General features: G+C 68.4%; 19 protein-coding genes. 13 read left to right on the forward strand and 6 right to left on the reverse strand.

The window, feature by feature from the left end; translation table 11 throughout:
• Positions 1-54: 54 nt before the first annotated feature.
• Positions 55-1,383: an exonuclease SbcCD subunit D gene (locus tag ACIBCJ_RS05500; protein ID WP_365980872.1), complete on the forward strand. Its 1,329-nt coding sequence runs from the start codon at positions 55-57 to the stop codon at positions 1,381-1,383.
• A complete protein-coding gene (locus ACIBCJ_RS05505) occupies positions 1,380-4,562 on the forward strand; it encodes an AAA family ATPase (protein WP_365980871.1) in 3,183 nt (1,060 codons plus the stop codon). The genes ACIBCJ_RS05500 and ACIBCJ_RS05505 overlap by 4 nt, the downstream gene beginning before the upstream one ends.
• Positions 4,563-4,821: 259 nt before the next feature.
• Here the strand turns inward: ACIBCJ_RS05505 and rsrA are convergent, their stop codons facing one another.
• Positions 4,822-5,154: a mycothiol system anti-sigma-R factor gene (rsrA, locus tag ACIBCJ_RS05510; RefSeq protein WP_365981086.1), complete on the reverse strand. Its 333-nt coding sequence runs from the start codon at positions 5,152-5,154 to the stop codon at positions 4,822-4,824.
• A 113-nt stretch (positions 5,155-5,267) separates the two neighbouring features.
• The gene (locus ACIBCJ_RS05515; RefSeq protein WP_365980870.1) at positions 5,268-5,783 is read right to left on the reverse strand and encodes a sigma-70 family RNA polymerase sigma factor; all 516 of its coding nucleotides are present in this window, start codon (positions 5,781-5,783) and stop codon (positions 5,268-5,270) included.
• 761 nt (positions 5,784-6,544) lie between these two features.
• Between ACIBCJ_RS05515 and ACIBCJ_RS05520 the strand changes: the two genes are divergently transcribed.
• The 7 genes from ACIBCJ_RS05520 to ACIBCJ_RS05550 all read left to right on the forward strand — a co-directional run bounded on the left by ACIBCJ_RS05520 (position 6,545) and on the right by ACIBCJ_RS05550 (position 13,603).
• Complete coding sequence (locus tag ACIBCJ_RS05520; RefSeq protein WP_365980869.1) at positions 6,545-6,913, forward strand: hypothetical protein; 369 nt, start codon at positions 6,545-6,547, stop codon at positions 6,911-6,913.
• Between the two features lie 912 nt (positions 6,914-7,825).
• Positions 7,826-8,035, forward strand: a complete 210-nt coding sequence (locus tag ACIBCJ_RS05525; protein WP_365980868.1) for a hypothetical protein — start codon at positions 7,826-7,828, stop codon at positions 8,033-8,035.
• A gap of 56 nt (positions 8,036-8,091) precedes the next feature.
• The gene (locus ACIBCJ_RS05530; protein ID WP_365980867.1) at positions 8,092-8,316 is read left to right on the forward strand and encodes a hypothetical protein; all 225 of its coding nucleotides are present in this window, start codon (positions 8,092-8,094) and stop codon (positions 8,314-8,316) included.
• A 648-nt stretch (positions 8,317-8,964) separates the two neighbouring features.
• Positions 8,965-11,157, forward strand: a complete 2,193-nt coding sequence (gene tap / locus ACIBCJ_RS05535; RefSeq protein ID WP_365980866.1) for a telomere-associated protein Tap — start codon at positions 8,965-8,967, stop codon at positions 11,155-11,157.
• Between the two features lie 2 nt (positions 11,158-11,159).
• On the forward strand, positions 11,160-11,750 hold the full coding sequence (tpg, locus tag ACIBCJ_RS05540) for a telomere-protecting terminal protein Tpg (RefSeq protein ID WP_365980865.1): 591 nt from the start codon (positions 11,160-11,162) through the stop codon (positions 11,748-11,750).
• 1,362 nt (positions 11,751-13,112) lie between these two features.
• Entirely contained in the window at positions 13,113-13,310 is a 198-nt protein-coding gene (locus tag ACIBCJ_RS05545; protein ID WP_224228317.1) for a toxin-antitoxin system HicB family antitoxin, read from the forward strand.
• Positions 13,307-13,603 carry a hypothetical protein gene (locus ACIBCJ_RS05550; RefSeq protein ID WP_365980864.1) on the forward strand — a complete coding sequence of 99 codons (297 nt, stop codon included), beginning with the start codon at positions 13,307-13,309 and terminating at the stop codon, positions 13,601-13,603. Before ACIBCJ_RS05545 ends, ACIBCJ_RS05550 begins: the two co-directional genes overlap by 4 nt.
• 80 nt (positions 13,604-13,683) lie before the next feature.
• On the opposite strand, the gene ACIBCJ_RS05555 is transcribed toward ACIBCJ_RS05550, so the two are convergent.
• The 3 genes from ACIBCJ_RS05555 to ACIBCJ_RS05565 all read right to left on the reverse strand — a co-directional run bounded on the left by ACIBCJ_RS05555 (position 13,684) and on the right by ACIBCJ_RS05565 (position 14,877).
• Positions 13,684-13,857, reverse strand: a complete 174-nt coding sequence (locus ACIBCJ_RS05555) for a hypothetical protein (RefSeq protein WP_399281841.1) — start codon at positions 13,855-13,857, stop codon at positions 13,684-13,686.
• A 42-nt stretch (positions 13,858-13,899) separates the two neighbouring features.
• Positions 13,900-14,121 carry a hypothetical protein gene (locus tag ACIBCJ_RS05560; RefSeq protein WP_365980863.1) on the reverse strand — a complete coding sequence of 74 codons (222 nt, stop codon included), beginning with the start codon at positions 14,119-14,121 and terminating at the stop codon, positions 13,900-13,902.
• 216 nt (positions 14,122-14,337) lie between these two features.
• Entirely contained in the window at positions 14,338-14,877 is a 540-nt protein-coding gene (locus ACIBCJ_RS05565) for a hypothetical protein (protein ID WP_365980862.1), read from the reverse strand.
• Positions 14,878-14,995: 118 nt separating this feature from the next.
• Here ACIBCJ_RS05565 and ACIBCJ_RS05570 point away from each other — a divergent pair, with 118 nt between their 5' ends.
• The 4 genes from ACIBCJ_RS05570 (at position 14,996) to ACIBCJ_RS05585 (ending at position 16,841) form a co-directional block, all read left to right on the forward strand.
• Positions 14,996-15,832, forward strand: a complete 837-nt coding sequence (locus tag ACIBCJ_RS05570; RefSeq protein WP_365980861.1) for a hypothetical protein — start codon at positions 14,996-14,998, stop codon at positions 15,830-15,832.
• 89 nt (positions 15,833-15,921) lie between these two features.
• Entirely contained in the window at positions 15,922-16,146 is a 225-nt protein-coding gene (locus tag ACIBCJ_RS05575) for a hypothetical protein (RefSeq protein ID WP_365980860.1), read from the forward strand.
• Between the two features lie 73 nt (positions 16,147-16,219).
• Positions 16,220-16,534 carry a hypothetical protein gene (locus ACIBCJ_RS05580; RefSeq protein WP_365980859.1) on the forward strand — a complete coding sequence of 105 codons (315 nt, stop codon included), beginning with the start codon at positions 16,220-16,222 and terminating at the stop codon, positions 16,532-16,534.
• A complete protein-coding gene (locus ACIBCJ_RS05585) occupies positions 16,527-16,841 on the forward strand; it encodes a hypothetical protein (protein WP_365980858.1) in 315 nt (104 codons plus the stop codon). The genes ACIBCJ_RS05580 and ACIBCJ_RS05585 overlap by 8 nt, the downstream gene beginning before the upstream one ends.
• Before the next feature lie 86 nt (positions 16,842-16,927).
• On the opposite strand, the gene ACIBCJ_RS05590 is transcribed toward ACIBCJ_RS05585, so the two are convergent.
• Positions 16,928-19,399: a Helicase associated domain protein gene (locus ACIBCJ_RS05590; RefSeq protein WP_365980857.1), complete on the reverse strand. Its 2,472-nt coding sequence runs from the start codon at positions 19,397-19,399 to the stop codon at positions 16,928-16,930.
• Positions 19,400-19,976 lie beyond the last annotated feature (577 nt).

A 19,976-nucleotide genomic window follows, 5' to 3' on the forward strand; every position in this document is an offset into this window, starting at 1 on the left:
GGCCGCGGCGACGCAACCCGCGACGCCCCGCAGGCCGTTCCTCTGGAGGCACCCGTGACGGGACGCGTATTCCACACTTCCGACTGGCACCTGGGCCGCCAGATCGGCCGACACCGGCGGGACAGCGAAGTCGATGCCGTCCTGGACGAGATCATCGCCATCGCCGAGGACTACACGCCCGACCTGATCGTCCACAGCGGCGACCTTTTCGACAGCCCCCGCCCCGGCCTGGACGACATGCGCCGCGCGGCCCAGACGCTGCGCCGCCTCAGCACGATCGCACCCGTGGTCGTCGTCGCTGGCAACCACGACACCACGCACGTCCTGACCTTCCTGGAATACATCCTCAACGACATGGGCGCCCGCGAAGGAGACCAGACCCGGATCCGCTTCGCGACCGACGCCCGCCCCGACGGACTGCTCATCGCTGAATACCCCACCAGAAACGGGGAGCTCACCCTGCGCATCGGCGCACTGCCCTACCTGCATCCCAACCGCTTCACCTACAACTTCGCCGACCCCGCCCTGACCACCGCCGCATACACCGAGCGCCTGCGCACCGTCCAAGCCGACGTCTACCGCCGCCTGGCCGCCGGCCGCGGCCCCCGGGACGTCCTCGTCTACGCCGCCCACCTGTTCGTGGAAGGTGCCACCCCGTCCTACTCGGAACGGCGGATCTCCCTGAACGCCGAATACGCGGCTGCAGCCGCAGACCTGCCCGAAGTCGCCTACGGCGCCCTCGGCCACATCCACAAACCCCAGCCCGTCGGCCGTTCAGGATTCCCCGCCTACTACGCCGGCAGCCCACTGCAGATGGACTTCGGAGAGACCGGCGACACCAAGGGCGTCGTCCTCGCCGAGATCGGCCCCGGCACCACCCCCCGCATCGAACTCGAGCCGCTGACCGCAGGCCGCCGCCTGGTCCGCCTCGAAGGAACCCTGGAACAGATCGCCCACCGCGCGGCCCGCGTGGGCGACGCCTGGGTGAAAGCGGTGGTGAACGTCGAATCCTTCGACCCCTCCTTGCCAGACACCCTCGCCAAGATGCTGCCTCAGGCGACGCTCGTTGACATCGACGAGCGCCGCGCCGGCACAACCCATCGCGTACTGGACCGGCAGACATCCGCCACCGAACTGCCCGACATCGACGACCTGCTGCACGACTACCTCGCCGACCGCGGCACCGGCGGCCCGGCCCTCGACCGCGCCATGAACACCTTCGCCCACCTGCGAGCCGAACCCGACCCCGACGACCCCACACCCTGTTGCGAGCAGACCCTGCTGACCGCAGCCATCGCCGGACAGCCCCTCGACACCCTCGACACCCTCGACCGCTCCAACCTGCTCACCAGCCCCGACACCGACGTGGAGACGACGCGATGAAGCCGATGACACTCGCCCTCACCGGCTTCCGCAGCTACCCCGCCCAGGAGACCGTCAACTTCACCGGCAAGAGCCTGGTTGCGGTCCTCGGTGACACCGGCGCCGGCAAAAGCAGCCTCCTCGACGCCATCACCTTCGCCCTCTTCCGTAAGAGCTCCTGGGACGCCAAAGAACCCCGGCAGCTCATCGCCGACGGTGCACAGGCCATGAGCGTCGAACTCACCTTCCTGCACGACGGGCAGAACTGGCGTGTCCACCGCACCATGCACGCCACCAACCCCAACGCCGGCCGGCACCACCTGAAGAACCTGGACACCGGAGAGGAGACCGACGGCGCCGCCCCTGTCGACAACCGCATCAAAGCGGTACTGCAGATGAGCTACGACACCTTCCTGCGCGTCGGGCTGCTCCCACAGGGCAAGTTCGACCAGCTCCTCACCGCCGCTCCCAGGCAACGCAGCGAACGGCTCCGTGAACTGTTCGGCGCCGAGTCACTCGAGACGATTCGGAACCTGGCCGCCCGCCACGGCCACACGCTCGACAAACTGCTGGGCGAAGCCCGGGCCAAACGAGCCCCGATGCCAGCCAACCCCGAGGAGACGGCCGCCACGGCCGGTGCGGCCGCCGCTGCAGCCGCAGCACGGGCCGAACGCCTGCACGCCGCCGTCACTCGCATCACCGCACTACAAGAGGAAGCCTCGCAGGCCCGGGAGACCGCGACAGCCCTCGCCAACGCCTCCCAGACCCTGACGACGCGAGAGATGGCCGACACCTCCACCGTCCTCGACAGCCTCGAATCCGAGGCCGCCGACCTCGCTGCTCGGCACGACAACCTCAACCGGCGTGCCGAACAGGCCGAGGCCAGGGACGAGGAAGCGACCAGGGCTATCACCACAGCAGAAACACAAGGAGAAGGCCGCGACACCCTCGCCCAGGCCACGATGCTCCTGAAAACTCTCGCGGAAACCGCCGAAGAGCACCGCGCCGAACGCGACCGGCTGACCTCCCTCACCGCCCAGCTGGACAGTGAACGCGACGCCATCACCCAGGCCGAGACAGAACTGACCGAATGCACCGCCCGCGCCGAAGCGACGGCGGAGGCAGCCCGCGCCGCCGCCGAGAGCAGCAAGCAAGTCCGCGCGCACGCCGCCGCCTCTCGCACCGCGTGGGACGCGGCCCTCGCGGCGGCACGACACGTCGCCGCCGCCGCATGCGCCCACACCACCGCGGTGCGCCGACAGGGGGCCGCCCGCGAAGACCTCGTCCCGGCGGAGACGAGGGTGGCCAATGCCTACGAAGACCTCACCGCGGTCGAGGCACACCTGGAAGCGCTCCGGCTGAAGAAGAAGGCCACCGCGATCGCCGCCGAGCTGCACCCGGGAGACGACTGTCCCGTGTGCCGTCGGCAACTCCCGGACGACTTCCACCCCGAGCAGACCGACACGGACGACCTGACCGAGGCGAACACGCAACGGGAGCAGGCAAAGAAGGCACACGACACAGCCCTTGCTCTGCGCGCCGAAGCCCGTGCCACCGCAGCCGCTGCCGACGAAACAGTCCTCGAACGCCACCACGAGCGCGACGAGGCTCAGAGAACGGCGCAGGAGACCATCGAGAATGCAGTGCGGGCTCTGCGGATCCTTGCGGCCCAGGCCGCCGAGGCAGGCGCTACCTTCGACGCCTCAGCCTCAACGCAGCTGGCCGCAGCCACCGCGGCCCTGGCCGACGCCACCACCGACGCCGCCGCGCACCACGAACAGGACACCGCGACGGCCCTCGACACCATTACCGCCTGCGAACACGCCGCCACCGTCCGCGCGGAACAGATGAGGGACGAAACCCACCGCCACACCGCTCGCACCGAAGCAGACCGGAAAGCACTGGCGGAACGAACAAAGGCCCACCAGCGCGACCTTCAGGAGGCATCCGCGGCTCACAAGCGCCACAGCCGGGCCGTGGCAAGGACCGCCGCCGACATCGCCATGCTGCCTGCACGTATCCGGGCGATGCTGCCTCCGGACCCGACCGCCATCACCACCGGACAGACGAATGCCGCCGCCACAGCCGTCACCACCAGGCAAAGTGAGCTCCAAGCGCTGCTCCACCAGAAGGAAGCAGCCCACGCCGAGAAGACTGCGGTGCTCGCCGACCAGCGAGCCCTCGACCACGACACCCGAGCCCGCCTAGAAGGCCCCCTGGACAGACTCCGCGGCAACCTGGACGCGTGGGCTCAGGCCGCAGCCCAGGCCTGTGCACAGCTCCATGAGAGCGACCGGCCAGCACTACCAGTAGCTCCGGCACAGCAAATGATCGCCGACGTGCGCCGGTACGCCGCCGCCCTCGCGGCGACGACCTCGACACTCGGCAACCAACTCGCCGAGCAAGCTGCCGCGGCGACACAATGCGCGGCCGCCGCCGAAAGCCGTCTCGGCAAGGAAGCAACCGCACTCGCCGACGCCGACGGGTTCGACCCCTCGGCCGCCCTCACCACGCCCCAGTCGCTCCACCCTCTCGTCGCCGCAGCCGCACAGGCGACCAAGGAAGCCGAGGACCAGAGCCTCGCACAGCAAGCAGCACACGACCTGATCAAGCCGGCCGCCGACCTGGACTTCGCCATCGCCGCAGGTGAAGCCCGCCACGAAGCCCTCGAGGTACTACGCCGCGAACTGGTCGACGCCAAATTCCTGGGCTACCTCACCACGCTGCGGACCCGCGCATTGCTCGGCGTTGCCAGCGACCTGCTCGGACAGATGTCTGACGGCAGGTTCGGTTTCACAGACGACTTCGAGATCGTCAGCCGCAGTTCCGGAGTCGCCCACCACCCCAACCGCCTGTCAGGAGGGGAGAAGTTCATGGCATCCCTGGCCCTCGCCCTGGCCCTCGCCGAACTGCACTCCCGCAGCGGGCCCGCCCTCGGCTCCCTCTTCCTCGACGAAGGCTTCGCCGCGCTCGACACCACCGCTCTGGACCTGGCACTGGACGTCCTGCGCGCACAGGCCGGCGGCGACCGTCTGGTGATGGTGATCAGCCACCTGCACGCTGTCGCCGAGGCCGTCGATGACGTGCTGTGGGTGGAGCGGACCCATACGGGATCGTCCGCCCGCTGGCTCACACCCGCCGAGCGCGACGACATGGCACAGGCTGACCTCGGAAGCGGCCTGCAGTCGATGACACGGTAACCGCCGCAAGGGAGCACTACCAACGCCATCCCGGGCACCTACTTGTCCGACCGGCGTCCATGGCTCCCGGCGACCTCAACGCTTGCCCTGGGCAGGCCCTCATCACTGAGCTGGCCATCGCCGCCACCGTCTGAAGGAAGGCCGCGACGCGCGGCAGGCCACGGCCTGCTAAACACCAGGCCCGCGCAGGCGTCCGGAAAACTGGCAGGACGCCTGCGCGGGCCGCATTGAGCGGCCGATCATGTTTTGGAATCGGCTGTCAGGTATTGCCCCTCACATCTTGGTTCGTCAAGTGTTCGGGGACGGATTGTCCCGAGCGGATCAAATCGATCCGGCTCAAGACTTTTTCCCTCAGATCCGCTGGCACATCGTCGTGGCCGCAGGTGCGATTGACCAGCCGCTTCACTCGTTGTTCCAGTCCATACTTATCTAGGCAGGACGAGCATTCTTCGAAATGCTCGATGAACTTCTCCATGTCCTCATCGGGCATTTCCCCGTCGAGGAACTCGTAAAGATGGTCGAGGAACTCGGTGCAGTTCTTTCCGGAGCTCTCGGTCTCCTCCGGTTCCTGAAGGGTAGGTGTCTGTTCCACTGCATCGCCATGTAGGTGCGCTCGAAGTTGTGTGTAACGGTCTTCGGTTTGGGTGGGGTCCGCCCACAGTTCATTGACTGCTGAGGCAGCCGCGCCAAGGCGTTCGTCGATCGTCATCCGCACTCACCGCTCTCGGCCTCTCCGAGTAGTTGTCTCAGCGCGGCACGGGCGTGATGCAAGTGGCTCTTGACTGTGCCGGTGTCGATCTTCATGATGCTGGCGATTTCACTCAGCGGCAGGTCGTATTGAATTTGGAGCGCGATGGCGGTGGCCTGCTGGGTTGGCAGCTTGCGTACCGCGTCCAGGATGGCGAGCCGCTCCTCGCGTAACGCGATCGGATCCCTCAAGTTCGGCTGCTCGGGAATCTCGCTTGGGTCCGTCCACATGCCGTGCTTCCATCGGGCTTCTTGAGCATCGCTCAGCCGCTGGGGCGCGACCCTGAACAGCCAAGCTCGCTTGTTCTCACAAGCACGGACAGTCTCCCAGTACCGGAAAGCGCTGAGCATGGTTTCCTGTGCCGCATCGTCGATCACGCTGTGATCGCCTTCCAACCAAAACAAGAATCGACGGACCTGGGGCTCCCACTGGGCGAAGAACTGAGCGAACTCCTCCTCGGGTACAGGTTGCACGCGGTGCCCCTTTCTCCCTGTCCGCGCTTTTACGCACGGGGCCCGCCCTCGGCTGCTTCCCCATCGATCACAGTGCGACGTTTTCCGCGAGGTCCGTCCGAATCCTCGAGCCTGACGTGGCTGCCTGGCAGTCGTTCCAGCAGAACTTCCAGGGTTGCCCTGCGCTCCCGCTCCAGTCCTGCTCCTCCCCGCGAGCGAGCGATCTCGTGCAGGACGTCCCAGAGGTTGGAACGTCCTCCTCGGGGGCGTGTGAGCAGGCCCACCAGCATCACTAGCGCTGAGCTCCCTATCCCCACCAGGTGCATCACTGTCACCGGCCGACTCCAACTGTCTTATGCCGCCGTCAATTACAGCGGCTTCACCCACTACAGGGCTACGGCTGCAGAAAGGTTGAACGATGCGGTCAAAAATCTTGTGGGATGGAGAAAGCAGCAGTGGTTAGTCCTCCGCAGGGACACACGCTGGTGGTGTAGCTGAACCACCGGGGCGTTCGGGACGCGCTCGCTCGGTCAGTGGGCTGGTGCACCCGCGCGGGGCAGACGGGCAGCGTCCCGCGATCCCGAGTCCGGCGCCATCCTCGAACAGGTTGCCTGTTGAGCGCCGAAAATATCCACAGCCTTCCGCTCCCGCCTCTGGGCGAGGTGGCGTCCGGCAGTTGGGCCCCGTCGTTCCGTGACAGCGGGACTCCCACCGTTCCTGCACGCCTTGATGGCGCTCCCCGGTACCATCACCGCCCACCATCATGCGACACCGGGGGGACCATGCGCCGCACCACCCTGCTCGCCCTCGCCGCCTGCCTCACGCTGGTCGGCTGCTCCGGCTCGTCCGACGACGATCCGCCGGCCAAGGCCACCGCGACCGTCACGGCGACTGCCACCGTCGAACCCTCGTCGGCGCCATCGCTCAGCCAAGCCGAAACCGCGAGCCTGTGCAGTGCCGCCATCGCCGAGGCCGCGCCGAGCTGGGAGGACTGGAACTACAGCCCCGGCGGTTGGCAGGATGATCCGCGGACGCCTGAGGTGTGCCAGGGCCTGGCGGACGAGGAGAACCCACCGTCGGGGAATCGGGCGTTCATGTCCGCGCTGATCACCGGACTGGAGATGGCAGATGACCCGCGCGCTGATCAGTAGCTGAAGCGGTCGCAGTACGGCCCCGCGCCGAAGGCGGAGCGGGGCCTTCGTCATGCGGGAGGGGCGTCGAAGCCAGGGCAGAAGTGAGCGACTGCCCCCTTCGTGACGACGCTGCGCACCTCGGTGTTCGCAAGGTGAGGTAGGGGAGGGGCGCCCGGCGTGCCGCCGGTGGTCGCGATGGTTGCCTCACCTCTGCGAGTGCGTCGGCAACTCCCAATAGTCAGGTGGCACGGTCGCCCATGGCGCGGGCTCCTCGCCTGGGCCTTATAGATCGGGGTGCAGCGAGAACAACAGCGTCGACTTCAGCCGCTGCATCGCTTCGACCGCCCCCGCTGCTGGCGCGGACGCCACCGCACCATGCTGTCGCCGACGTGGACGTAGGCGGATGGGTTGTGCCCCCTTCCAGGAGCCAGACGGGTGGGGCCGGTCGCTCTTCGACGCTGCGTCGCTGTTGAGTCTCGGGCCCGTTCCCCATCGGCGATCCACCGGCGGGTGCATTCCAGGTCGAGCAACTGCACGCGGTGCGCGAAATCGATGCCGTTCCGCGGCACGGTGAGTCCTGAGGCAGTCGACCGCTACCACCTCACGCTGTCCGCAGCAGGACGCCCGACGATGCACGGCAGGTGGGGCAGCGAGAGGGTGGCACGCCGAAAGTTCGTGGCTTGGGCCGTACGTACGGTGCGTTGCCGGACGCCCGCGTCGTCCTCGTCGATGCCCAGGAGAGCGGAGTAGTGCTGGCCCGCTGGCCGGACGGAACCTGGCCCGGTTGCGAATCCGCGTGGCTGGATGGCAAGACGGTCGTTCCGGCCGATCTGGCGGATATATGAGGCCATCCTCATACGTGCGGACGTCTCGGATGCGCGTGCTGGCTGCAACCTGTCCACGGCCGTTTGTTCTTCGGTGGGGGTGGGTGTGCTGACGATCAATGTGGCGGTGCTGTTGGCGGTCATCATCGTGGTCCGGCTGCGCCGTCGGACTCAGGCGCGTAGCCGCAACGACGAGAAGCTGACCGTGGTGATCGTTCTGGTTTTCGGCGTCCTCGTGGCGCCGACCGCGTTCGGGCAGGGCGTGCTGGACTTCGTGGGGCAGTTGGTCTCCGGCATCAACGACGCCGGTCGCTGACCGTGTCCCCGCACACGCTGCTCGCGCTTCCGGGCTGGCAGGAGCATCCTGGAGGCGTGAGCCGTGCGCCCATTGTCGTGCACCGGCCCTCGATCTCCGGGGGGCGACGGGTCGGCGTGCACCGTTACGGCCGGGACGAGATCCTCGGCACGGCCTACAGCGATCACGACCTGGTGGTGTTCCTCGAAGGTGCCGGCATCGAGGACGCAGAAGCTGTTCTGGATGACCGGCGGTGGGTGGAGTGGCGCGGCGGCCCGGCTCACGATTTCCGTGCCGCCTGACTCAGCCGTCTCATTCGAGCCATGAGACGTGCAATTGCACACCGGCGCATCGGCGGCGGCGTAGCGTTGCTGGTGTAGAGGGATGACGGGCGCGGGGGAGCGGGCGTATGGATGTCGATTGGGGTGCCTACCCGTACGGTGCTCACTACGCCGCCTACCTGGGCCACCTCATGCACTGCACTGAATGCGGCCCCACACGCTGCGCGGTGGGCGCGAACCTGTGCGCCCGCTACCTCGCCTCCCCGGACACGCCCACGGCACCCCCTTCAGGCCCCGTGCCCGGCGCTGGCGCGGAAGAGCCGCGCTGACCCCTCCCGGATTGGCCCGCCAGGCATCCGGGACTGAGCGGACATGCGCACACGGAGCGAGCGGGCGCGGAAGTCCTTGGACGCCCTGGACGCTGCCGGACCGGTACTCACCACGTCCCGGCGGCCAGCCCCGGTCCACCGCGTTCGCGCCCATGCGCGCCTGCACGAGGTTCCGCCTGTTCGGCGGCTGGCCCAGGTCCTTGCCACCCCATTGAGGACACCCGTCGCCCACCGGGCTGCGTCGTCTCACCCCCGCGCCCCCATCAATTCGAATGAGTTATATCGAATGGCTAAATCCAGGGCTAACAACCTGTTAGATTGATGGCTGGAGGTGAGGCGCATGGCAGCGTCGCAGGAGGAGCTGTTCGGTCTGGTGGATGCGTTGCTGGAGGAGGAGCCGTCGTTGCCACCTCCGGCGGAGCGGGCACGCCTTAGGGAGGCGGCGGGGGTGACGCAGGCGCGGCTGGCGACGGCGTTGCGGTCGACGGCGCAGACGGTGAAGAACTGGGAGAACGGGCGCAGTGAGCCGCGGCCGCCGCGTCTGGAGGCGTATCAGCGGCTGCTGGCGGGGTGGGCCGCGAAGTACCCGAACCCTGCCGGCCTTGCTCCCGCAGCGTCGGCCGGGCAGGGGGCATCTGCTGCGCCGCCCGTCGCCGCAGCACCGGCCGCCCCGGCAGCAGCTGCCCCGGCGGGCCCTGCCGGACAGGCACCCGCCGCCCCGGCAGAGCGGCCCGCACCGCCGGCGCAATCGTCTTCCGCTGCGGCGGCCGGGGCCGGCACCGCCGCTCCTGAGACTCCTGCTGCTCCCGCGCGTCCGTCTTCCCGCCGTGCGGGCCGGTCCCGCACGGCGGGGGCGGTGGCCGGGGTGGGTGTGGAGGTGGATCCGCGGTTTGCGCATGGCCCGTTGCTGGTCCTGGACGGTGAGGGGACCGCGTACGGGGTCGGCGGCCTGGTTGTGGACTGCCCGGCCACCACGGTCCCGCAGTTGGTCAAGTGGGCGCTGGAACAGCCCGTGGGCGCGCCCGCCCTCAACCGCTACGGCCGCCCCTCCGACCCGCTGGTGGTGCTCACTGCCGAGGCGGCGGTGCGTCTGGGGCTGCCGGAGCGGCTGGAGGGGCACGAGCAGCGGGCCGGGCTGCGGCTGCCGGACGACCATCCGGTGGTCAGGCAGGTGGCCAGGGCGAAGTGGAAGCTGACCCGGCGGGGGTTCGGCCCGTGGGCCCGTGTCTACCGTCCCGCGAAGGCCGGCCAGCGGCAGTGCGTGCAGCTGGCGGTCCTGTCCTGGGGGGCGCTGGACGCCCGCTCCTGGCCCGGCGTCGAGGCCATGGAGCCGCCGGAGATCGCCCGGGTGCTGGGCACGTATGCGGCCCGGGTGATCACGCCGCGCGGGGGGACGGCCGTCAACGGCCTGGAGCTGATGACCGCGCTGCGCCCGCCGACCCGGCCCGTGCGCGAGGCCGCGTCCGGCGCGTGGAGCTCCGGCCACAACCCCGGCTCTCTAGGCACCGAGCCCATCGACCCGGCCCCGCCGGAGGCCCCGATCGAGCATCCGGTGGCGCAGGGCTGGGATCGGGGTTTCCTGGATGAGGAGGTGTTCCAGTGGGTGCGGGACCTCGACCTCCTGCTGGCGGGGGAGGCCGCGCAGCCGTTCGCGCTGGGCCTGGACGTGAACGCCGCGTTCCTGGCCGCCACTTCCCGTCTCCAGGTCGGCCTGTGCCCGCCCGTGCACGAGACGCGTCCGGTGTTCGACAAGAAGGTCCCCGGGTGCTGGCTGGCGGACCTCTCCCACATCGAGCTGGACCCCCGCCTGCCCAACCCCTTCACCCCCTCCGGCCGGCGGCCGACCGGCCCGGCCTGGTACGAGACCCACACCCTGGCCTACGCCCAGGAACTAGGCCACAACGTCGACCCCCTGGAAGGATTCCTGCGCCGCGAAGCGGGCGCGTACCTGGACCCGTGGCACGACCGGCTCAAGACGGCACTGCTGGCCACCATGGACGACCTCGGCGTGCGCATGGGCATGGACGACACCAAGTTCCTGACCGCGATGGACCAGCTGCGCCACCAGGACCCGGGCGCCCTCGCGGTCCTGGCCGCCGTCAAGGCCACCGCCAAGGGCGGCATCGGCAAACTCCGCGTGCGGGCCAAGGGCCTCCACTACGTCAAGGGGGAGCGCTGGCCGCAGCTGGAACGCCCGACCTGGCGCCCCGACATCCGCGCCGCCGTCATCAGCAAGGCCCGCGTCAACATGCACCGCAAGATGCGCCACATGGCCACCGCCGGCCTGTACCCGATCGCGGTCCTCTCCGACTGCGTCGTCTACCCCAGCCCCGGCCGCAGCCCGCTGGACGTCCTGCCGTACACGACCAGCGGCAAGCCGCTGCCTGGCTCGTTCCGCCTCGGCGTCCAGCCCGGCCTGGTCAAACTCGAAGGCGTCCAGACCATGGCCTGGGCCGTCGACCTCATCGAACAGGGCCACAACCCCGCACAGCTCATCAAGGGCACCGACGCCGTCTGGGACGAAGGAGAGTAACCGTGGCACGCACCATCCGCCCCCAGACCGCAGGCCAGGACGACGCCCTGATCGACCAGGCACTGGAGAGAGCCGGCCGTCACGCCTTCACCGCCGACCCGCCCAAGACCCTCAAGGGCCAGATCAACTACCTGCTGCGCCAGCTCGGTTCGGCCCGCGCCGTCGCCGCCGAACTCGGGGTGACCGCCGATACGGTCAACCGCTACCGCCGCGGCGCCCGCAAACACCCGCCCCGCCGCATCCAGGACCGCATCAACGACGCCGTCCGCTCCCGCTGGCAGCCGCGCGTGCGTGAACGCGCGCGGCGCCGCGCCGCCGCACAGAGCGGCATGACCGTCGAGTTCCGCGCCACCTTCGGCTACAAGGCGCCCATCGGCACCACCGACGAATCCCGCGAGCGCCTGCTGACCGTGCACCTGCCGCCCGCGTGGGCAGGGCGCCTCCTGGACGCGCAGGCCGGCCGCTCCGGCGAGAGCCCCAACGAGGTCCTGGCCGCCGCCGCCGGCGAGCTCTACTTCCGCGACGGCGGCACCCGTGCGGGGAACCTGGACGTGGAGCTGACCGGTATCGACTACATCGCCGCCAAGTTCTGACGCCCTCCACTGAGGGCCGCTGGCACCGTGGATGCGGATGGGCAGGTTCCATGGCACTGAAACCGCCGGGGCCTGCCTGGTGCGGGTGGGCACCCCGCTGGACGCCGTGGCGGTTCTTCGCGTCCAGGCGCGCGAAGAAACGTGCCTGGACGCGGATGTGATTGTCAGTGGGTGCGTGTAAAGTCCGGCGGCTCATGGCCGGACCCCTCCAGTGGTGGATTTATGCACGTGTGAATCCCCGACAAAAATGCCTAAAGCGGAACGACCGCCAGTGCGGGGCATCCCTCGATCGGGTGTGTGACTTCAGTCACGCACACATGGGAAAAAACGGGTACTACCAGCGCCGTTTCCTGCGTATGGCCCCGGATGTGTGCTGATCAACATGTGGCTACCTGTCGCATGAGCGCAGCAAGGCAAGGCATAGTGGGGACATCGCCCCGATCGAGTGTGACAGGCATCACAAAAGCCGGGTTTCGCTTGCATGCGCGGCGGTATCCGCATTCGGAAATAAGGAGAGCCCCACCCGGCGCCCGCGAAGCATCCTGGGTGAGGCCCTCCCGTGCACACCGCGTGCAGTGCGGCCGGCCGATGAGCCGGTCAGGCCCCGGTCCTCAGACCGGGGCTTTCCGCATTACCAGGGCCAGTTCCGCGCGACCTCGTAGGCCACGTGGACCAGGAGTCCCAGCCACCGGGAGGCCCGCTTGGGCTGCTCCCGCCTGCTGCAACAACGGCAGTGCCCCTCCGACTTGTCCAGCTCAGCCATCGGGACCGATCACCCCATTCCCTTGGAGACTGCGGATTTCGCAGCTCCGCGGAGGCCACATCTGTCGTGGACCCCGCGCGGGGAAGTCCACGCGTACGCATGGGCCCTGGGGTTACGAGGTGGTGCGACTTTACCCGAGTGCAACGGATCCCGTTTCCCGGCAACTACCGCCTACCAGACGGCAATATGACACTCCGTGCCATACCAAGCAGTCGCATAGACGCTCACCCGCGAACCTCAAGCCCTGCTCAAGTCCCCGAGCTGCCAAGCTCTGTGACGGCACGTCCGGTACGCCGTGCCAGTTCCCCGCCCCGGCGTGCGGAAGCTCACACACGAAGCACACGCTGCCGGTGAGCACGCGCCCCCTGCACCCCCACGAGCCCCCGAACACCGGCACAGCGCCCCAACCACGGCACCCCACGAAGGGAGCTGACAGCAAGTGATCCACCCTGGACTGGGCTGCCTGCGGAGAACCCGAGACTGCGCGTCCGTCCCGTCCGCGACATCCGCGCCGCGCTCAGCGTCGCGGCCCGTACGTACCGGCTACGCAGCCCTGCAACCGCCTTACGCCACCACAAACCGGTGGCTATGCTGCTACCATGTCTGTCACCACGATGACCCTGCGCGTCCCCGACGACCTCGCCCCCTCGATCCGGGCCGCCGCCTCCGAGGCCGGCCTCTCCGTGAACGCCTACGTCGTCCGCGCCGCCCGCCGCGCCGCCACCCTCGACGCAGCGAAGCAACTCGCCACGCTCGGTCTCGGCGACGACCTGGCCGGCGAGGGCGACACCCTGTGAACCGAGGCGAAATCTGGGCACTCCCCGACGGCCGCAACATCCTGATCATCAGCCTCACCGGCCTCGAAGAGGCATACGGAGCCGTCCTCGCGATCGTGCTGCACGACAGCGGCCGCTACCCGGACACCGCCATGTCCGTCGTCATCGGCGACCCCCTCCCGTGCACCGCCGTCGCCGTCAACATCGTCCAGCTGCGCACCGAGCGGTTCGACGGAGCCAAGCTCCTCGGCCCCGTCGACACCGCGGCCATGGCCCGCGTGGATGCCGCCCTGCGCGCCGTCCAGGACCTGTAACTCTCACCCTCGCGACTGGGGTGAAAGCCCCGAAGCCAGTTGCCATGGCTTCGGGGCGCTGTGCGAGACGCCCGGACGGGTCACCCCGAGGCAGGCAGCACGTGGCGGTCGACGTGGCGGTGCTCTGCCTCGACGCCGTACTCGCCGCCCCACGCCTCCCACACGCAGCGACCGACGCCCTCGGCAACCGCGACGGACCGGTGCCGGCCTCCCTGGCACGCCACCGTCAGCCGGACCAGACGCCCGACAGGCACCTCGTCGGCCAGGACCCGGAGCTGGGACAGAGGTCCGTGCGATCAGCCCCCGGGCACCGGACGTGGCGAGCACGTGCTCATATACCTCTGCGTCCAGCCCGGTGAGGTAGCGCATGGCGGGTCGGAGGCCGGGTTGCGCAGCGCCCGGCGCAAGCCGACGTACAGGCCGTCGGTCACCAGCTGGTGGGCGCCCTCGTGACGGACACCGATCGAACGGATGACAGCGATGACGGGACCCAGTCCGTCCAGGAATGTGGTCTGCATGCCCACCACGATTTCGGCCCGGCACCCTCACCGGTAGGGCTTGCCCGTTGCCTCTATGGAGAGGCAACGGGCAACACCGCCGAAGACCGCCGCACACCGCCGCCGTCACTCCCGACAGGCCCCGGACGGGCCGCAGCAGGAACCTGAGCCCGTCTCGGACGGCCCTTCTTATCCATGGCGCCCGGCGACCACGCCTGCACGGCTCTGAGAGCTGTGTCAGAAGCGCTGTGTGCTGTGGGTGTCGTCGTAGGGACGTTCGCCGTGCCGGTTCAGGCCTTCGTCGTCCACGAAGCCGATGCCCTGGCCCCGGTGGAGTCCGGGGTGGTCCTTGAAGAGAACGCACGGGTTGGTCCCCAGCTCGCCGAGGGCCCACCGGCATTCTCCCGGCTGATGAATCTGTCGGGCGCCCGGGACGCCGGCTTGCCAGGACATCCACATGTCCTGATCACACACACCGTCCTCGCTGAAGCCGATCTCGGCGGCGTGCGCGCCGTCGTGAGCGGGCATCAGGGTGCACTCCAGCGTTGAGCGAACCTCGGGAGTGATCATCTCGGCGTAACACGCCACGTAGTGCTCGTTGCGTCCGCGCGGGCAGCGCTCGGCAGGGTGCGGCGGCTCAATGGCCAACTCTTCCCAGAACAGGGTCATCCCCGGGGTTTCCTGCACGTACGTGGCCTCGCGGGGCAAGACCCTCAGCGTCGCCAGACACAAATCTCGGTCGGGAGCCACCCTGCTGTCGATGCTCTGCGTCGTCATACCAAGATCAACGACGCACCCCCCTCGGACTGCATTGACCTCATTGAGTGACACCCGCCCGCGTCAGCACGCAATCCATGCCGGAAGATGCTCGAACGCACAAGGGGAGGGAAACCGGATGACGAACGACTTCGACGCACAGCTGTCCCGGACACTGAGCGCGGCCACGGAGAACATCAGACAGGCAGTGGCTGCGGCTCTTGCACCGGCGCCGAAGGTACAGCTCCCTCCGCACCTACTGGAGGGCCTCGCCCGGGCCATTGCACCCCTGCAGCCGGTGCTGGACCGCCTGGACAGGGTGATGCCGGAGAACTGGCAGGGGCAGAGCCTGCCCTACAAAGACATGATCCTCCTGATGCAGGAGGGCGTCCCCTTGGCCTGGGTACCGCCCGCCGGCGTCATCAAGCAGCTGCTCGCTGCTGAGGACGCCACAGAACGCGCAAAGGTCATCGACGACTGCCGGCCAGAGATCCTGGACGCCTGCACCGCGACGCTTGAGGCAGTCACCGACATCCGGATCACTACACAGAGAGCCTTGCTTGCAGAGTGCGTGCACATGATCAAGCACGGCACGTTCAACGGGGCACAGGCACTGGCCGCGAACGTCTGGGACACCCTCTTCCGCGGCTTGGCCTTCGGCAACCCGGCCTGGCTCACCGACAAGGGATGGTGGAGCTACAAGAAGATCCAACAGCGCATCCCCACCTTCGACGTCGACAAAGACGGCACCATCGGACAGTTCCGCAAGGCCGCGGTCTTCCTCCCCTTCCCCAAGGCACTGGAAGAGTTCCGCCACCCCCAACCAGTGCCGGACGGGTTCAACCGGCACGCAACCGCCCACGCCACCGGCGCCATCCAGTACACCGCCGCTAACGCCACGACCGCGCTCATGCTCGCCTCCAGCGTCCTGCGCGAGATCGACGACCAGGAGCTGCCCCTACAGCTCCACGCCTGACGCGACGCTTCCCTGCCACCAGGCTCCGCCCCGGCCGCCGTTGCTCGTGCGGGCGTTGCTCCCGTGCCGGAGTCGCTACACTCCCCGCCATGGGAAACGGGGGTTACCAGGGTCCCGAGCCTTGGGAGATCAGGCGGGCAGTCGAAGAGGGTGTCCGGCGAGCGAATGGCGAGTACATTCCGCCAGCGCCAGGAAGCCAGTTCTTCAGCCCCAAGGTGTGCTGCTGCCTGGTGCCAGCCATCATCATGGCCGTGATGATGGTGGTGGGCGTCCTCGCGCCGATCCTGTTCAAGATGGGCGTGCTGGCTCCCTGAAGCCGTCCGACCGCTTGTGTGGCAACTGTCAACTTTCTTCACCTGCGATCACACTCTGCGCCATCATGTCCGCATGGCGAACTTCTACCAGCAGGGCCAGATCAACAACGGGCCCGTCTACAACGGTGAGACCTTCTACGTGAACCAGGTTGCCCCGCAGACGGTGAACCGTGAGTTGGCCACTGCACTGAGCCGGGTCCAGGAGCTTCCCCTCGACGAGGGAACACGGCAGCAGGCGACCGCCGAACTGGAGGCGGCCGGCGCAGCCGTGCAAGCGGGCGACGCGGCCCAGGCCCAGGAGCGCATCGGCCGCCTCCAGAACATGGGCAACTCCCTGGCAGAGGTGGCAGGGGCGTTCTTGCGCGGTACCGGGATGCTTGGTGGCTGACGACCAGTACGGCCAGTTCAACACCGGGTCGAACTTCTACCAGCAGGGGCAGACCAACTACGGGCCGCAGTACAACGCCGAGATGATGCACGTCCAGTACACCCATCCGCGGGCTGTCGCTGACGGGCTGGCGGCGGACAGACAGCGGCGGAAGGCTCAGCAGGACGCGCTACGCCGTCGGGATCGGGAACGTTACGACGCCACCCAGCGCAAGGTGATGCGGGTGACGTGGTGGATCGTGGGTTTCATGGTTGCTCTGTTCTTCTTCTTCGCGATCGGCCGGGGCTTCCTCAGCTTCCTGGAGTAGCCGGGTGCCGGCTGTTCGCTTGACGGGAAGGGCGGGCGTCCGAGGTATCCGCCCTCGCGATGCCCGCCCCGTTCCTCCACGCGCTGCTACGCCGTCGGCAGGGCCTGCGCGGCCCACTCCAGTCCGAGTGCGGCGAGTGCGGCGAGTTTGTCGCCGGTGAGCTTGGCCCGACGGCTCTTGTGGTTGGACAGGAACACCCCGAGCTTCACGACGTGTTCCACGCCGTCGACCACGACGGTCTCCTCGTGTCCCCTGGAGGGCGTCAGGGAGCCCGTGCGGGCCTTGTACTGGGCCAGTGCCGCAACGCCCCGCTCGAAGGCCGCTGAACCGCCCCGAGACGCCTTCACGGGCGCTTCCTGCTCCGGGGGGAGCGGTGTGACGCCCAGGGCGGTCAGGCGCTCGCGCTGGCCCTCCGCCAGGCCCTGCCACACCACGTGCTCACGCTGCCGCTGAAGCCACCGCCCCACATCGTCCCCCTGCGACGTCACCCCCGGCACGATCTCCGCCAGGTCCGCCCCGAGGGCCACCAGCCGGTCCACACCGGCATAGTGACGCTGCCAGTCCACCGGCCACACCGGCCGCCAGTCCTCATCGATCGCGGCCAGCTGCTCCGCCCGCCGGCGCGCCCGGGCCGGGTCCTTGCCCAGACCGCCCTTCTTGCGGCAGTTGGCCAGCCACTGACCCACCGGACGGTCCAGGGCCGTGGCGGTGACCGGAGCGGCCAGGGTGCCGGTCTCCGCGAAGTAGGCACGGGCCGCGGCCAGGTTCTCCTCCCACGCCACCTCCGACGGGTCCCACACCATCCCCAGCTCGTCCAGGTCCGCCGCCCGCTCCGCCGCCAGCGTCCCCGCCTGCACCGCCCGCCGCTGATCCGCCAGCCACCGCCCCAGCGGGAACGAGTGCCCGTTCGGCGTCAACTCCCGGTGCTCGTACGGCACCGACAGATGCCCCGTCCGACCGCGGAACGCGACGGCGGCCCGGTGGCCAGCCTTCCAGTTGGCATGCTCCGGCTGCAACAGGTTGTACCGGACAAACCGCGCAATCAACGCAGGATCCCGGTGGGCACCGAATCGGAGCAGCACCCGCTCCTCCTCCTCACCCTTCGCAGGCGCCTCGCCCAGATACGAAGGCTCCTGCTCCTTACGCTGCATTCCCTCTTGCGGAACCGCCAGCATTTCCACGGCACGCTCATCATGCGCACGCAGTCCGGAAAGAACCTTCACCAAAGGCCGATACGAAATCGAATACGGCATGTCTTCCGCCGTCTCATCCGGCCCGAGAAAAACCGGCACAATCAACGTCGCCAATTTCCCCTGGCCCGGCTTCTGCCGCAACGCCCGACCAATCGCCTGCACAATATCGACCGCCGAACCCTTCGGATCAATCAGAGCAACCGAATCCACCGACGGCACATCCACACCCTCACCGAGAACCCGGCAATTCGACAGCACGGCACGCCCGGCACGACCACCGAACGCACGCAGCCGGTCCGCCCGCACATCGGCGTCATGCTCACCCGACAACCACTGCGCCCACACGTCCTCTGGGTACCGGCCGGCGTCCTCGGCATGCAGCCGCTTCGCCGCCCGCTCCAGCCCCTCCGAAAAGGCACGCGCCTCGATGGTGCGGTGGTGGAAGGTGATACAGCGCGTCAGGCCGTGCTCGGCCATCGTCTCCAACAGCGCGGCCTGAAGCACCGCCAGGCGCTCGCCCCGCACGGTCTCCTCGTACCGCTCCTCGCCATACAGCCGCTCCGGCGTCAGACTCTCGTCCCGCAGTTCGGCGACCACGATCTGATAGCGGGCCAGCAGCCCCCGCGCGATGGCCTCCGACAGGTCCAGCTCGAAGAGCACCGGCCCGTAAATCGCCTCATCGTCCATGGAGCAGGCCATCTCCTCCGGCAACGGGTCCCGCACCGGCTCCTCCCCGGCCGCCCGCTCCCCGCGACGCCACCGCGGCGCCGGCCGCTCCATCCAAATCCGCGGAGTCGCCGTCATGTACAACCGCCGCATCGCCGGCACCTGCTCCTGATCGTGCACCGCCGCCCACGCCTTACCCAACGAGCCACTTGTCCGGTGCGCCTCATCCACCAGGACCAGGTCCCACACGTCCATCGGAAGCCCGTACTCGCCACGGTGCGCCTCGATCAGCACCGGCAGCGACGCATACGTCGCGAACACCGTCACCGGGCCCTGCCCGTGCCACAGCGCCAACTGCGGAGCACTCGTCGTGGATTTAACCTCCAGCGCGAACAAACGCGGATCGTCCTCCATCGAACACACCGCAACCGCCGGACCCAGATGCCCGAAAGCACGCCATTCCTTGACCGTCTGCGCCAGCAATTCCAGCGTCGGCACCAGCACCAGAACCCGCCCATGCGGAACCAGACGCTTGACCGCCGCCGCACCGATGAACGTCTTTCCCGTACCGCACGCGCTGACTACGGTACCCCGCAGTCCCTGCGGCGGAATGCGTTTCCCTGGAGGGATGTCCAGGCCCGTCACGATGGCGTCGACTGCCTCAATCTGGTGGGGACGGAGGGTGAATTCAGAGGCCATCGTGAGTGTCTCCGTTCGAGAGTGGGACGATGAGGATCTGTTCGCGATCCTACCCGCTGCATCATGTGATGCACAGGCTAGATGCATCAGGACGTCAGTTCGGCTGATACTCGCTCTTCCGGCGGGCGCGGATGCTATGGTTGACGCGGTTGTGTGAGGTTGGGCAATACGGGACGGCGCGAAAGGGTGGCGAGCGTGACGGACTGTCGGGGCGTCAGTTGCCGCACTACGGAAGGCTTGCGCAGTCCTGCACCCCCCTTCACCCCTGTCGCGGTGCCGGCCTCGGTGGGCGGTGGTGACCGGTTCGTGATCCTACCTGGCGGCAGAGTTGATGCGCGGTCACCTCACCCCCTGTTGCTGCCGCTTGCGACCGGTAGGGCGGGAGCGCAAGCGGACGCCCTCTACCCACCCAGGAATTCCCCCGAGCATTGGAGCGTAAGCGGAAATGCAATTCCCCGCTATGCGGGGAATTCGCGAAACGCGTAAGCGTTTCGCGAAACTCCGGAAATGCTTTTGAATTCGCTGTGCGAATTCCCTGCATTTCCAGGCGCTCGCGCCTGGTATCCCGCTCCGCGGG

Source organism: Streptomyces sp. NPDC051136, assembly GCF_044455745.1.
GTDB lineage: Bacteria > Actinomycetota > Actinomycetes > Streptomycetales > Streptomycetaceae > Streptomyces.